General features: G+C 56.0%; 9 protein-coding genes. 1 reads left to right on the top strand and 8 read right to left on the bottom strand.

The annotated features are described in order from the left end of the window. Positions 1 to 357: 357 nt before the first annotated feature. The 3 genes from DXXMK7_RS13010 to pncB form a co-directional block, all read right to left on the bottom strand. Positions 358 to 1,458: a porin gene (locus DXXMK7_RS13010; RefSeq protein ID WP_038919480.1), complete on the bottom strand. Its 1,101-nt coding sequence runs from the start codon at positions 1,456 to 1,458 to the stop codon at positions 358 to 360. A gap of 297 nt (positions 1,459 to 1,755) precedes the next feature. Beyond that, positions 1,756 to 3,156, bottom strand: a complete 1,401-nt coding sequence (gene asnS, locus DXXMK7_RS13005; RefSeq protein WP_038919478.1) for an asparagine--tRNA ligase — start codon at positions 3,154 to 3,156, stop codon at positions 1,756 to 1,758. A gap of 178 nt (positions 3,157 to 3,334) precedes the next feature. After that, positions 3,335 to 4,540 carry a nicotinate phosphoribosyltransferase gene (gene pncB / locus DXXMK7_RS13000; protein ID WP_038668102.1) on the bottom strand — a complete coding sequence of 402 codons (1,206 nt, stop codon included), beginning with the start codon at positions 4,538 to 4,540 and terminating at the stop codon, positions 3,335 to 3,337. Positions 4,541 to 5,150: 610 nt separating this feature from the next. Between pncB and pepN the strand changes: the two genes are divergently transcribed. Further along, positions 5,151 to 7,766, top strand: a complete 2,616-nt coding sequence (pepN, locus tag DXXMK7_RS12995) for an aminopeptidase N (RefSeq protein WP_038919477.1) — start codon at positions 5,151 to 5,153, stop codon at positions 7,764 to 7,766. 106 nt (positions 7,767 to 7,872) lie between these two features. On the opposite strand, the gene ssuB is transcribed toward pepN, so the two are convergent. The 5 genes from ssuB to ssuE are packed head-to-tail and all read right to left on the bottom strand — an operon-like array spanning position 7,873 to position 12,200. After that, positions 7,873 to 8,679 carry an aliphatic sulfonates ABC transporter ATP-binding protein gene (ssuB, locus tag DXXMK7_RS12990; RefSeq protein ID WP_038919476.1) on the bottom strand — a complete coding sequence of 269 codons (807 nt, stop codon included), beginning with the start codon at positions 8,677 to 8,679 and terminating at the stop codon, positions 7,873 to 7,875. Continuing rightward, positions 8,676 to 9,467, bottom strand: coding sequence for an aliphatic sulfonate ABC transporter permease SsuC (gene ssuC / locus DXXMK7_RS12985; protein WP_038919474.1), 792 nt, complete (start codon positions 9,465 to 9,467; stop codon positions 8,676 to 8,678). Before ssuC ends, ssuB begins: the two co-directional genes overlap by 4 nt. A gap of 10 nt (positions 9,468 to 9,477) precedes the next feature. After that, positions 9,478 to 10,626, bottom strand: coding sequence for an FMNH2-dependent alkanesulfonate monooxygenase (ssuD, locus tag DXXMK7_RS12980; protein ID WP_038668112.1), 1,149 nt, complete (start codon positions 10,624 to 10,626; stop codon positions 9,478 to 9,480). Between the two features lie 29 nt (positions 10,627 to 10,655). Continuing rightward, positions 10,656 to 11,615 (bottom strand): sulfonate ABC transporter substrate-binding protein, encoded by a 960-nt coding sequence (locus tag DXXMK7_RS12975; protein ID WP_038919472.1) that lies wholly within the window; start codon positions 11,613 to 11,615, stop codon positions 10,656 to 10,658. Between the two features lie 30 nt (positions 11,616 to 11,645). Continuing rightward, positions 11,646 to 12,200, bottom strand: a complete 555-nt coding sequence (gene ssuE / locus DXXMK7_RS12970; protein WP_038919471.1) for an NADPH-dependent FMN reductase — start codon at positions 12,198 to 12,200, stop codon at positions 11,646 to 11,648. Between the last annotated feature and the right edge of the window lie 342 nt (positions 12,201 to 12,542).

The following is a 12,542-nucleotide window of genomic DNA, read 5'->3' as shown; positions in this document are numbered from 1 at the left end:
AAATGCTACTAATTTCCACTTTTTGAAACAAAATGAAATATTGAATTTCAAAATGTAAATGATTGGCGTTTTTATCGATCGGCGTCAAAAAAATGAAATTTATTTGGCAACTTACGCAGGTAACTTTTTATCTGAGAAGAGATGAGTGAGACGAAAAAATGAGGTAACTCATTATTTTATTTAATGAAATTGAAATCCTGTTGTCATCATTTTGTCATTGCAATGGCGAAAAATAAGGTGGCAATTATATCTCAGGCGCTATTAATGGGTAATCAATAAAAACGCCGACCTAAAGGAAGCGTCGGCGTTAAAGTTATCAAATAAGCTGGAAATATGTCAGCTATAGAAGATAACGGATTAGAACTGATAGGTTACGCCAACAGCAACAGCATCATCGGTGGAACCGTTACGCAGGTCGTTGCTATCTTTAACCAGGTTGATTTCATACTCAACCAGAGCAGAGAAGTTCTTGTTGAATGCATAGTTAGCACCGACGCTAACGTATTTATTCAGGTAACCGCTGGTTTTAGCAGCGGTTTTATCCGTGTCATCGTAGCCTTTAGCTGCAACGTAAGAAACTTGTGGAGTCAGACCAAAGTCGAAGGAATACTGAGCAGTAGCTTCAAATACTTTGGTTTTGTCGAATACTCGGCTCCCAACATAGCTCAGGTTATGGTATTCGCCATAAGTAGTAGCCAGATAGATATTGTTTGCATCGTATTTCAGACCGGTAGCCCAAGCTTCAGCTTTCTCCCCTTGACCACCAGTAGCACCCAGACGTTGATTATTGGTACGATCAGCTGCGGCATAAGAAGCAATTACACCAACACCGATCGGAGAGGTGTAAGATGAGGAAACACCCCAGCCATCACCAGTTTGTCGTCTCAGAGTAGTGCCATCTTCATGTTTAGCCTGATATTGAACACCAAAATCCCAACCATTAACTAAACCAAAGAAGTTTTTGTTACGGTAAGTCAGGACACCAGCATTACGGCCAGTGAGGTTGTCGGTATAGCCAGTATCGCCGCCCATTTCAGGCAATACGTCGGTATAAGAGATACCATCATAGGCAATACCCATATTGCGACCATAATCCAGAGAACCCAAGTCGCCAAATCTTAAACCGGCATAGGCATAACGAGTACGGCTGCCATTTGCAGACAAGCCATTAGTATCTTCTGCATGGCTAGCATCGAACTGATATTCAAAACGACCATAACCAGTCAGGTCGCTATTGATTTTGGTTTCGCCTTTAAAACCTAAACGAGCGTAAGTGCCATCGCCATGACCGAAATAATTTTCTTTGCCATTGTCATTACTGCTAATGTAGTTAACCGCGTGAATTTTACCGGTCAGATCCAGCTTGTTACCGTCTTTGTTGTACACTTCAGCCGCGTTAGCTGCACCGGCAGCCAGCAGAGCAGGAATTACCACTGCAAGAACATTGCGCTTCATCATTATTAATTACCCTCATTGGTGTTATTCAGACTTCTGCATCACAATTAAAAACCTTAACGGAACTTTATTGCGAGCACAGTTGTCTTCCTGTGTCTTCACGCAGTTTTCCATTCACGCCCTCGTTTATCTACCGTTTAAATGATACTAATTTCGTAAAAACGTAATAATTGGAAAAAATATATTTCAAAATGTAAAAATAAGGGAACTTTATGACACATTCATTAAGCAAAAAAAGAAGGGCACCCATAAGGTGCCCTTCTTAGTGCAGATATCTGTTTTTCTTATGTTATTTTTTGCTTAGAAGGTGGCGCTGCGCGGTGTGCGGGGGAACGGAATGACATCGCGCACATTTTGTACACCGGTTACATAAGCAATCAAACGTTCAAAACCGAGACCGAAACCAGAATGGGGGATGGTGCCGTAACGACGCAGATCGCGGTACCACCAGTAGTCTTCTTTACTGAGTCCCATTTCCTCCAGACGGGCATCCAGTTGTTCCAGACGCTCTTCACGCTGGGAACCACCGATAATTTCGCCGATGCCCGGCGCCAGTACGTCCATTGCCGCCACGGTTTTGCCGTCGCTGTTCATGCGCATATAAAATGCTTTGATATCTTTCGGGTAGTTTTTGACGACGACAGGCGCCTGGAAGTGTTTTTCTGCCAGATAGCGTTCGTGCTCGGAAGACAGGTCGATGCCCCAGGAAACCGGGTTTTCAAATGTCTGCCCACAGTTTTCCAGGATAGTGATGGCATCGGTGTAATCCACCTGGGCGAAGTCAGAGCTGACAAAACGCTCCAGCCGGCTGATGGCGTCTTTATCCACGCGTTCAGCAAAGAATTTCATGTCATCGGCACGTTCTTCCAGTACGGCCTTGAACACGAACTTCAACAGGTTTTCCGCCAGTGCGGCGACGTCGTCCAGCGTCGCAAACGCCACTTCCGGCTCGATCATCCAGAATTCTGCCAGGTGGCGGCTGGTGTTGGAGTTTTCAGCACGGAAGGTCGGCCCGAAGGTGTAGATTTTAGACAGGGCGCAGGCATAGGTTTCGCCGTTAAGCTGGCCGGATACGGTCAGGAATGCTTCTTTACCGAAGAAATCTTCGCTGAAATCCACTTTTCCCTGATCGTTGCGCGGCAGGTTTTCCAGATCCAGTGTGGATACCCGGAACATTTCGCCGGCGCCTTCGGTATCGGAGGCGGTAATGATCGGGGTGGAAACCCAGTAGAAACCGCTCTGATGGAAGAAGCGATGGATAGCCTGCGCCAGCGTGTGACGCACACGGGCGACGGCGCCGACCAGGTTGGTGCGTGGGCGCAAATGCGCAACTTCACGCAGGTATTCGATGCTGTGGCGTTTGGCCGCCATCGGATAGGTATCGGGATCTTCCACCCAGCCGACTACCTTGATTTCGGTCGCCTGCAGCTCAAAACTTTGGCCTTCGCCGGGAGATTCCACCACCTTGCCGGTGACTTCCACCGAACAACCGGTAGTCAAACGCAGAACATCGCTCTGGTAATTGGCAAGATTATTATTGACGACGGCCTGTAGCGAATCAAAGCAGGAACCGTCATAGACGGCAATAAAGGAAATACCGGCTTTAGAGTCTCTCCGGGTACGTACCCAGCCGCGCACGGTGACGTCACTGTCAACGGCGACACGGCCTTGCAGTACGTCGACTACAGGCACTACGCTCATAACATTCTCTCTATTGGTGAAATTTAATGGGTAACTGTCACTGCCCAGCAACGGGCGTTTCGTTATGTTACTTGTCGTTAGGCAGGACACAAGCAGAAATCACCGGAACGCGCCAAGTTTTACGCGATTCCGGTGCTGCCGGCTTAAAGAGTAGTCAGTCGTACAGGAGGCACGATGCTCAGGAGGCTTTTTTCACTCGCGGCAGATCAAACGCCTTGCGCAGCGCGCTGACGAACGCCTGATCCTGGCAAATGGTTTTTCCCGGGCTGTCTGACAGCTTGGCTACCGGTTTGCCGTTGCACTCCACCAGTTTGATGACGATATTCAACGGTTTGACGCCGGGGATATCGCAGGTCAGGCGGGTGCCGATACCGAAGACCACGTTGATGCGTTGCCCGAAGTGACGGTAAAGGTGCAGCGCTTTTTCCAGATTGAGGTTATCGGAAAACACCAGCGTTTTGCTCATCGGATCGATATCCAGCGCGTGATAATGGGCGATGGCTTTTTCACCCCATTCGATCGGGTCGCCGGAGTCATGCCGTAATCCCTGATAGCGCCGGGCGAATTGCCGGTCGAAGTCGCGCAGGAAAGCGTCCATGGTGATGCAGTCGGTCAGCGCGATACCAAGCTGCTCCGGATATTCCTGCAGCCAGGCGTCCAGCGCGGCCCGTTGACTGTTGGCCAGCGTCGGGCTGATCTGCTGATGGGCCTGGAACCATTCGTGCGCCTGGGTACCGACCGGCGTCAGTTGCAGGCGTCGCGCCAGATCGTAGTTGCTGGTGCCGATCAGATAAGGGAACTCCGCCTTGAGAGTCCGCACGATCTGGTGCTGAACCTCACGAGAGAAACGACGGCGGGTGCCGAAATCCATCAGTCTGAAACGGCTGAGGTCGGTATCGGCGCTGTGCTGGCGAAAACGCGCCAGCGTGTCGTGCAACTGGCTGAGCGCGGCGGCGACGTGCTCGCCGGGCGTGCGGGCGCGGTGCACCACTTCACTGATGACCGCCAGCAGCGGCACTTCCCACAGAATCACTTCACGCCACGGCCCGGTGATACGAATATCCAGCTTGCCCTGATGATTGCTGACGCGGATTTGCGCCGGATTAAAGCGGAAGGTTTTCAGCCAGTCGAGATAATCGGTTTTGAAAAACGGCAGGGAAGCGAGGTAGGCGTACTCATCGTCATGCAGCGACAGTTGGCTCATGGCCTCTACCTGCGCCCGGATCTCATCGGCATAGCACCCTAACAACTCATCGCCGCGGCAGCGAAATTCAGCGGCCACATGCACATCATGATAGTGATGGTAGACCGCTTGCTGCATATGCAGTTTATAGGCGTCGGTATCCAGCAATGAGGTCAGTATCGGGGCAGTGTGTAAAGTCATAATGCGTTACCGCATCCTCGTTTAATACAATTTACAAGCTAATGCAAGTGACTGTCTTGGTCATCGACAGCGAGAGCCAACTGTCTGTTCAATTGGGCTTATCACATCATATTGGGCGGATGAAGGCGAGATTCAATCGTGCGATTGTGACAAAAAAGTATCTGTTTTTACCGCCTATTTAACATGAGTGGTTGAATTATAATGTTTTTTATACTAAACAAAATTACCGGGAAAATCGGCTTGCCGCCACGACAGCATATGAAAAGCAGGAAAGTTTGCATTCCGACAGTCACTCCCCTTTAATAGACGTAACAGCCTGTTGAATAACGGAACTGCGTACAAAGTAGACGGGATCAGGCGCGTAAGCAGGCGATAATGCGGTTTCCCGCTTACCGGCGGATAAATGCCGGCGCAGGGAGGCTGTTTACCCCTGTTTACTGTGTGAATACATAAAAGACGGCGATTATTGCCCGACTGCGCGGGTTCTTCGTAGCCGGTAGCATTCGGTGTGTTAACCGCGTTTTTGTTCTTCTATATATAAGGAAGAACGAATGCGCAGCCAGGGCATCCTGCGCCGTCATCATTACTGCTGTCATTAAGGTAATCAGTCATGAGTCAACAACCACAAGTCAAATACCGGCACGATTACCGCGCGCCGGACTATACCATTACCGACATCGCGCTGGATTTTGACCTGCACCCGGAACAGACCCGGGTGGTAGCCGTCAGTCAGGTAGTGCTGCAAGGAGAGCAGGGCGCAGCGCTGAAACTGGATGGTGAAGGACTGAAATTACTGAGCGTGCAGGTCGATGGTCAGGACTGGCAGGCGCACCGTTTGCTGGAAGGCGGCCTGGAACTGACCGGATTGCCGGAGAAATTCACGCTGCGGATTGAAACGGAAATCAGCCCGGCGACCAACAGCGCGCTGGAAGGGTTGTATCAGTCAGGCGAAGCGCTGTGCACCCAATGCGAAGCGGAAGGATTCCGCCACATCACCTATTATCTGGACCGCCCGGATGTATTGGCGCGTTTCACCACCCGTATTACCGCCGATAAGGCGCGCTACCCGTATCTGCTCTCCAACGGTAACCGTGTGGCGCAGGGTGAACAGGGCGAAGGCCGCCACTGGGTGGAATGGCAAGATCCGTTCCCGAAACCCTGCTACCTGTTTGCACTGGTGGCCGGCGATTTTGATGTGCTGCGTGACAGTTTCATCACTCGTTCCGGTCGTGAAGTGGCGCTGGAGCTGTTCGTGGATCGCGGCAATCTCGACCGCGCCGACTGGGCGATGACCTCGCTGAAGAACGCCATGAAGTGGGATGAAACCCGCTTTGGCCTGGAATACGACCTCGACATTTATATGATCGTGGCGGTGGATTTCTTCAACATGGGGGCGATGGAGAACAAGGGGCTGAACATTTTCAACTCCAAGTTTGTGCTGGCAAAGGCTGAAACCGCCACCGACAAGGATTACCTCGGTATCGAAGCGGTGATCGCCCACGAATATTTCCACAACTGGACCGGTAACCGCGTGACCTGCCGCGACTGGTTCCAACTGAGCCTGAAAGAAGGGCTGACGGTGTTCCGCGACCAGGAATTCAGCTCTGACGTCGGCTCCCGCCCGGCCAATCGTATCGACAACGTGCGCGTCATGCGCGGCGCACAGTTCGCCGAAGACGCCAGCCCGATGTCCCACCCGATTCGTCCGGATCAGGTTATCGAGATGAATAACTTCTATACCCTGACGGTTTACGAAAAAGGGTCGGAAGTGATTCGTATGATGCACACGCTGCTGGGTGAAGAGAAATTCCAGGCGGGGATGCGACTGTATTTTGATCGTCATGACGGCAGCGCCGCCACCTGTGATGACTTTGTGCAGGCGATGGAGGACGCGTCCAGCGTCGATCTGTCCCAGTTCCGCCGCTGGTACAGCCAGTCCGGCACGCCGGTGGTGACGGTACGCGACGATTACGACGCCGCCACCCGTCAGTACCGCCTGCACGTCAGCCAGACGACGCCGGTCGGTGCTGATAAGCAACCCAAGCTGCCGCTGCATATCCCGCTGGATGTGGAATTGTACGATACCGAAGGGCAGGTGATCCCGCTGCGTCAGAAAGGGCAGAAGCTGGGTTCGGTGCTGAACGTGACCGAAGCGGAACAGACGTTCGTGTTTGACGATGTTCCCAGCCAGCCGGTGCCGTCGCTGCTGCGCGAATTCTCCGCGCCGGTAAAACTGAACTACCCCTGGAGCGATGAGCAACTGACGTTCCTGATGCGTCACGCCAGCAATGCGTTTTCCCGCTGGGACGCGGCTCAGAGCCTGCTGGCCAACTACATTCGCCTGAATGTGGCGCGTTATCAGCAGAAACAACCGCTGTCGCTGCCGATGCACGTGGTGGATGCGTTCCGCGGCGTGCTGCTGGATGACCAACTGGATCCGATGCTGGCGTCTCAGATCCTGTCGCTGCCGAGCGAAAACGAAATGGCCGAACTGTTTGACGTCATCGATCCGGACGCTATTGCCGCGGTGCGTCAGTCGCTGGTGCAAACGCTGGCGCAGGAAATGGCGGATGAACTGCTGGCGGTATATCGTGCCAACAAACTGGCGTCCTACCGCGTTGATCAGCAGGACATGGGCAAACGCGCGCTGCGCAATGTGTGCCTGAGCTATCTGGCGTTTGCCGATCGCTCACAGGCGGACGCGCTGGCGGCGGCGCAGTTTACCGATGCCGACAACATGACCGATTCGCTGGCGGCAATGGCGGCGGCTGTTGCGGCGCAACTGCCGTGCCGGGATACGCTGCTGTCGGCCTTTGACGAACGCTGGCATCAGGATGGTCTGGTGATGGACAAATGGTTCGTCCTGCAGGCCAGCAGCCCGGCCAGCGACGTGTTGAACCGGGTGCGTGAATTGCTCAACCACCGTTCCTTCAGCCTGAACAACCCCAATCGCCTGCGTTCGCTGGTCGGCTCGTTCTGTGCGGGCAACCCGTCGGCGTTCCACGCGGTAGACGGCAGCGGCTATCAGTTCCTGACGGAGATGCTCAGCGATCTGAACACCCGCAACCCGCAGGTGGCTTCCCGTCTGATTGAACCGCTGATTCGCCTCAAGCGTTACGACAGCAACCGTCAGGCGCTGATGCGTCAGGCGCTGGAAACGCTGAAAGGGCTGGAAAACCTGTCCGGCGATCTGTTCGAGAAGATCACCAAGGCGCTGGGGGCGTAAGCGCAACCAAAATAATATCAGTGTCTTATTGATATTATGGCCATAATAAAAAACCACCGCTGTCGACAGTCGGTGGTTTTTTTATACCAGGAATGGGGAACATGTATCAGGCATGCGCCTGCGATCGGTGCGGTGCATCGCGGGACACGGTTGGCGTCAAAATCCGCTCCAGCACCTGCGCTTCCAGTTCCGCCAGCCGGGCGGAGCCGCGGCGACGCGGTCGCGGCAGGTCAATCGCCACATCCAGCCCGACCCGGCCTTCTTCGATCAGGATCACCCGGTCGGCCAGCGCGACGGCTTCGCTGACGTCGTGGGTCACCAGCAGTACGGTAAATCCCTGTTGCAGCCATAGGGATTCGATCAGCCCCTGCATTTCGATACGCGTCAGCGCGTCCAGCGCGCCAAGCGGTTCATCCAGCAATAACAGACCGGGACGATGGATCAGCGCGCGCGCCAGCGCCACCCGTTGTTTTTGCCCGCCGGACAGCGCGGCCGGCCAGTCGGCGGCCCGTGATGACAGCCCGACCGCGTCCAGCGCCTGATGCGCGGCCGTGCGCCATTCGCCGCGCAATCCCAGCCCAACGTTGTCGAGCACCCGCTTCCAGGGCAACAACCGTGCTTCCTGAAACATCAGCCGGATATCGTCGCGCGCCTGATGCAGCGGGGCGCGGCCGGCCAGCAATTCCCCGCCGCTGGCGTGCTCCAGACCAGCCAGCAGGCGCAGCAGGGTGCTCTTACCGCAGCCGCTGCGGCCGACTACGGCGACGAACTGACCGGCCGGAATGTGCAGGTGTACGTCATGCAGAATAGTGCGCTGACCATAGCGCTTGGTGACGCCGTTGATCAGCAACGGGGTGCCGGCGTTAAGGCGGGCCGGCGCAGCGGTATTGAGCGAAGTGGTGTCGAGAGTCATGCGTGTTCCTCCGTTAATTGCCAACTGGGGTGCCAACGCAGCCAGATGCGTTCCAGCGTCAGGGCGATGACGTCAGCCAGCTTGCCCAGCAGGGCGTACAGAATGATCGCCACCACCACCACATCGGTTTGCAGAAATTCGCGGGCGTTCATCGCCAGATAGCCGATGCCGGAATTGGCGGAGATGGTTTCCGCTACGATCAGCGTCAGCCACATCAAGCCGAGCGAGAAACGCACGCCGACCATGATCGAGGGCAGCGCGCCGGGCAGCAGCACCTCGCGGAACAGCCGGAAGCCGGACAGGCCGTAACTGCGCGACATTTCCAGCAGGCCGCTGTCGATATTGCGGATGCCGTGATAGGTGTTGAGGTAGACAGGGAACAGGGTGCCGAGCGCCACCAGAAAGATCTTGGCGCTCTCTTCAATGCCGAACCACAGAATCACCAGCGGGATCAATGCCAGATGCGGCACGTTGCGCAGCATCTGCACCGAGGTGTCCAGCAGGCGCTCGCCGGTGCGGGACAGCCCGGTAATAAAGCCAAGCGCCAGCCCCAGCGCACCGCCGATGGCAAACCCGGTCAGCGCACGCCAGGTACTGATACTGAGGTGCTGCCACAGTTCACCGCTGCGGGTCAGCCGCCAGAAGGTCACGGCAATCGCTTCCGGTGAAGGCAGGATCCGGGTGGAGAGCCAGCCGACGCTGGACGCGAGCTGCCAGACCGCCACCAGCAGCAGCGGCAGCAGCCAGGGCGTCAGGCGTTCGGTAATAAGCGTCAGTGTCTTGCGCATGCGGCCGCCCTCAGCTCTGCGCCGCTTTCAGCAGCGGGACAAACTCGTTGCCGACGATTTCGCCTTGCGAACGCAGAGGCTGCGGTTGCGGCACTTCCGGTACCGCCACATCCAGATGTGGAAACAGCAGTTCGCCCACTTTGTAGGCTTCCTCCAGATGCGGATAGCCGGACAGAACAAACGTATCGATGCCCAGATCGGCGTATTCCTGAATGCGTTGCGCCACGGTTTGCGGGTCGCCCACCAGTGCGGTGCCGGCACCGCCGCGCACCAGACCGATGCCGGCCCACAGGTTGGGGCTGATCTCCAGCTTGTCGCGGCGACCGCCGTGCAGCGCCACCATGCGTTGCTGGCCCACCGAGTCAAAACGCTTCAGCGATGCCTGCGCCTGAGCGATGGTGTCGTCGTCCAGCCGGGATATCAGGCGGTTGGCGGCCTGCCAGGCCTCTTCATTGGTTTCGCGCACAATGACGTGCAGGCGGATGCCGAAACGTACGCTGCGTCCTTGTGCGGCGGCTTTGGCCCGTACGCTATCCAGCTTTTCTTTTACCTGCGCCGGCGGCTCGCCCCAGGTGAGGTAGAGTTCTACCTGTTCGGCGGCCAGATCCAGCGCCGCGTCGGATGAACCGCCGAAGTAGAGCGGCGGACGCGGCTGTTGTACCGGCGGGTAGTGCAGCTTGGCGCCTTTCACCTGAATGTGCTTGCCGTCGTAATCGACGGTTTCGCCCTCCAGCACCCGCCGCCAGATACGGGTAAATTCGGCGGACGCTTCATAGCGTGCTTCATGATCGAGAAACAGCCCTTCGGCGGCCAGTTCGTCCGGATCGCCGCCGGTCACCAGATTAAACAGCGCCCGGCCGTTGGACAGCCGATCCAGCGTGGCGGCCTGACGGGCGGCCAGCGTGGGCGAGATGATGCCCGGGCGCAGCGCCACCAGAAAACGCAGACGCTGGGTGACCGGGATCAGCGATGACGCCACCAGCCAGGAGTCTTCGCAGGAACGGCCGGTAGGGATCAGCACGCCGCCGAACCCCAGTCGGTCCGCCGCTTGCGCGATCTGTTGCAGGTAACCGTAATCAACCGGGCGAGCGTTTTCGCCTTTGCCAAAGTAGTGCCCATCGCCGTGAGTGGGCAGGAACCAGAAAATATTCAGACTCATTGTCATCGTCTCCATGAAATCAGGCAGGATTAGTGTGCTGCCGGGGCGCGCCAGATGCGGCTGGCGACATCCAGCCTGGTGGGAATCAGGCGGTTTTCGTAAAACAGGTCGGCGGTGTGCTGCTGCGCTTGCAGCGTGCGTTCATCCACCGGTTTGATCACCGTCACCGGACGATGATCGAAATAGGTGCTGATAACCGCTTCCGGCAACCCCATGGCGTTGGCCAGCAACGTAACGCTTTGCGAACGCTGGCTGATGGTCAGGGCGTCGGCCTGGGTCAGCGTATTGAGTAACTGTTGCAGGAACGCGCCGTGTTGTTCGGCATAACGGCGGGACGCCAGGTAAAACGAACCGGTCAGATTCAGGTCGGTACCGTCGGCCAGTACCCGCACGCCGCCTTGCAGCAGCGCGGCGGAATAGTAGGGATCCCAGATGGTCCAGGCATCGACGTTACCCTGCTGGAATGCGGCGCGAGCGTCGGCCGGCGTCAGGTAGGTCGGCTGAATATCGGCGAATGTCAGCCCTGCTTTCTGCAGATTGCGCAGCAGCAGGTTGTGGGAACTGGATCCTTTCTGGAACGCCACCTTGCGGCCTTTCAGGTCGGCGACGGTTTTGATCGGGCTGTCGCTCTTGACCAGAATCACTTCGGCTTTAGGTTTAGGCGGTTCGACACCGATGTAGACCAGATCGGCGCCGGCGGCCTGTGCGAAGAGCGGCGGGATATCGCCGGTACTGCCGACATCGATGCTGCCGATGTTCAGCGCTTCCAGCATTTGCGGCCCGGCTGGAAATTCAATCCAGCTGATTTTGGTGTGCGGGAACTGTTTTTCCAGCAACTGATGGGTCTTAGCCAGCACCAGGCTGACCGAACCTTTCTGAAAACCGATACGCAACTGTTCAGGGTCGCTGGCCGCGTGGGCGAGAGCGGACACGCCGAGCGCGCCAGAGAACAGCAGTGTCAGGGCGGCTTGTTTAATCCGGGACAACATAGCATTTCTTTCCTTATATAAAGCAGCCGGTCAGGCGCTCTGACGCAAGGGTTCGGGCTGACGGCGAATCAATGCCTGAAAGAAGATATTCAGGGCGTCTTGCAGACGGGCTTCCAGCGCATCGCTGAAGATCGGGGTACGGTCGTAGTGGCTGATCTGGCTGTCATCTGCGAACACGCCCTGCAGAATTTCCTGTGCTTTCAGCGCGTTCAGCACCGGTTTAAGGCTGTAATCCACAGCCAGCATGTGGGCGACGGAGCCGGCGGTGGACAGCGGCAGCACCACTTTGTGTTCCAGCGCTCGCTCCGGCAACACGTCCAGCAGCGCTTTCAGGCCGCCGGAAAACGACGCTTTGTAAATCGGGGTGGCGATCAGCAGGCCGTCGGCGCTGGCGAGTTGTTCATTCAGGGTTTGCAGCGCCGGGCTGTCGAAACGGGCATTGAGCAGGTCTTCCGGCGGAAAGTTGTGCAGGTGCCACGGCAACACCTCGGCGCCTTTGGCTTCCAGCCATTTTCCGGCGTGATGCAATAAAGCGGTTGAACGGGAAGGGTAACGCGGGCTACCTGCCAGTGTTATAACGCGCATGGTGACTCCTTATATACCCGTCATACTTCAAGTTGCCGATGCGTTGGCTTTATTACTCGGCCCATCCCTGGGACTCGCCCCTTGCGGGGCCGCAGCACGCTGCGTTCAACGCCGCCTTTCTGCAACTCGAACTATCTAGGGTATAACCAATAATTATCAATTATCACGATTTAATAACAGTTTGGTCAGTCTGGCAGACGCGGCGGAGGTTCGAAAAATGATTTATTGTGGAATGGAAAGTGAAAAAACGAATAAAAAATCCGCAATGCGCGGCGTATAAAGGAAAACGATTGCGTCGTCGCGGCGTTTTTTGGCCCAGGTCAATTCCCTTTCGCCTGACGA

It is taken from the genome of Dickeya sp. MK7, from assembly GCF_000406305.1.
Taxonomy (GTDB): domain Bacteria; phylum Pseudomonadota; class Gammaproteobacteria; order Enterobacterales; family Enterobacteriaceae; genus Dickeya; species Dickeya fangzhongdai.
Note: the sequence above shows the minus strand (reverse complement) of the source record. Positions and strands in the feature narration are given on the sequence as shown.

Excerpts from the sequence above, each read along its gene's own strand:
- DXXMK7_RS13010 (WP_038919480.1), bottom strand. The coding sequence starts at position 1,458 with ATGATGAAGCGCAATGTTCTTGCAGTGGTAATTCCTGCTCTGCTGGCT.
- asnS (WP_038919478.1), bottom strand. The coding sequence starts at position 3,156 with ATGAGCGTAGTGCCTGTAGTCGACGTACTGCAAGGCCGTGTCGCCGTT.
- pncB (WP_038668102.1), bottom strand. The coding sequence starts at position 4,540 with ATGACTTTACACACTGCCCCGATACTGACCTCATTGCTGGATACCGAC.
- pepN (WP_038919477.1), top strand. The coding sequence starts at position 5,151 with ATGAGTCAACAACCACAAGTCAAATACCGGCACGATTACCGCGCGCCG.
- ssuB (WP_038919476.1), bottom strand. The coding sequence starts at position 8,679 with ATGACTCTCGACACCACTTCGCTCAATACCGCTGCGCCGGCCCGCCTT.
- ssuC (WP_038919474.1), bottom strand. The coding sequence starts at position 9,467 with ATGCGCAAGACACTGACGCTTATTACCGAACGCCTGACGCCCTGGCTG.
- ssuD (WP_038668112.1), bottom strand. The coding sequence starts at position 10,626 with ATGAGTCTGAATATTTTCTGGTTCCTGCCCACTCACGGCGATGGGCAC.
- DXXMK7_RS12975 (WP_038919472.1), bottom strand. The coding sequence starts at position 11,615 with ATGTTGTCCCGGATTAAACAAGCCGCCCTGACACTGCTGTTCTCTGGC.
- ssuE (WP_038919471.1), bottom strand. The coding sequence starts at position 12,200 with ATGCGCGTTATAACACTGGCAGGTAGCCCGCGTTACCCTTCCCGTTCA.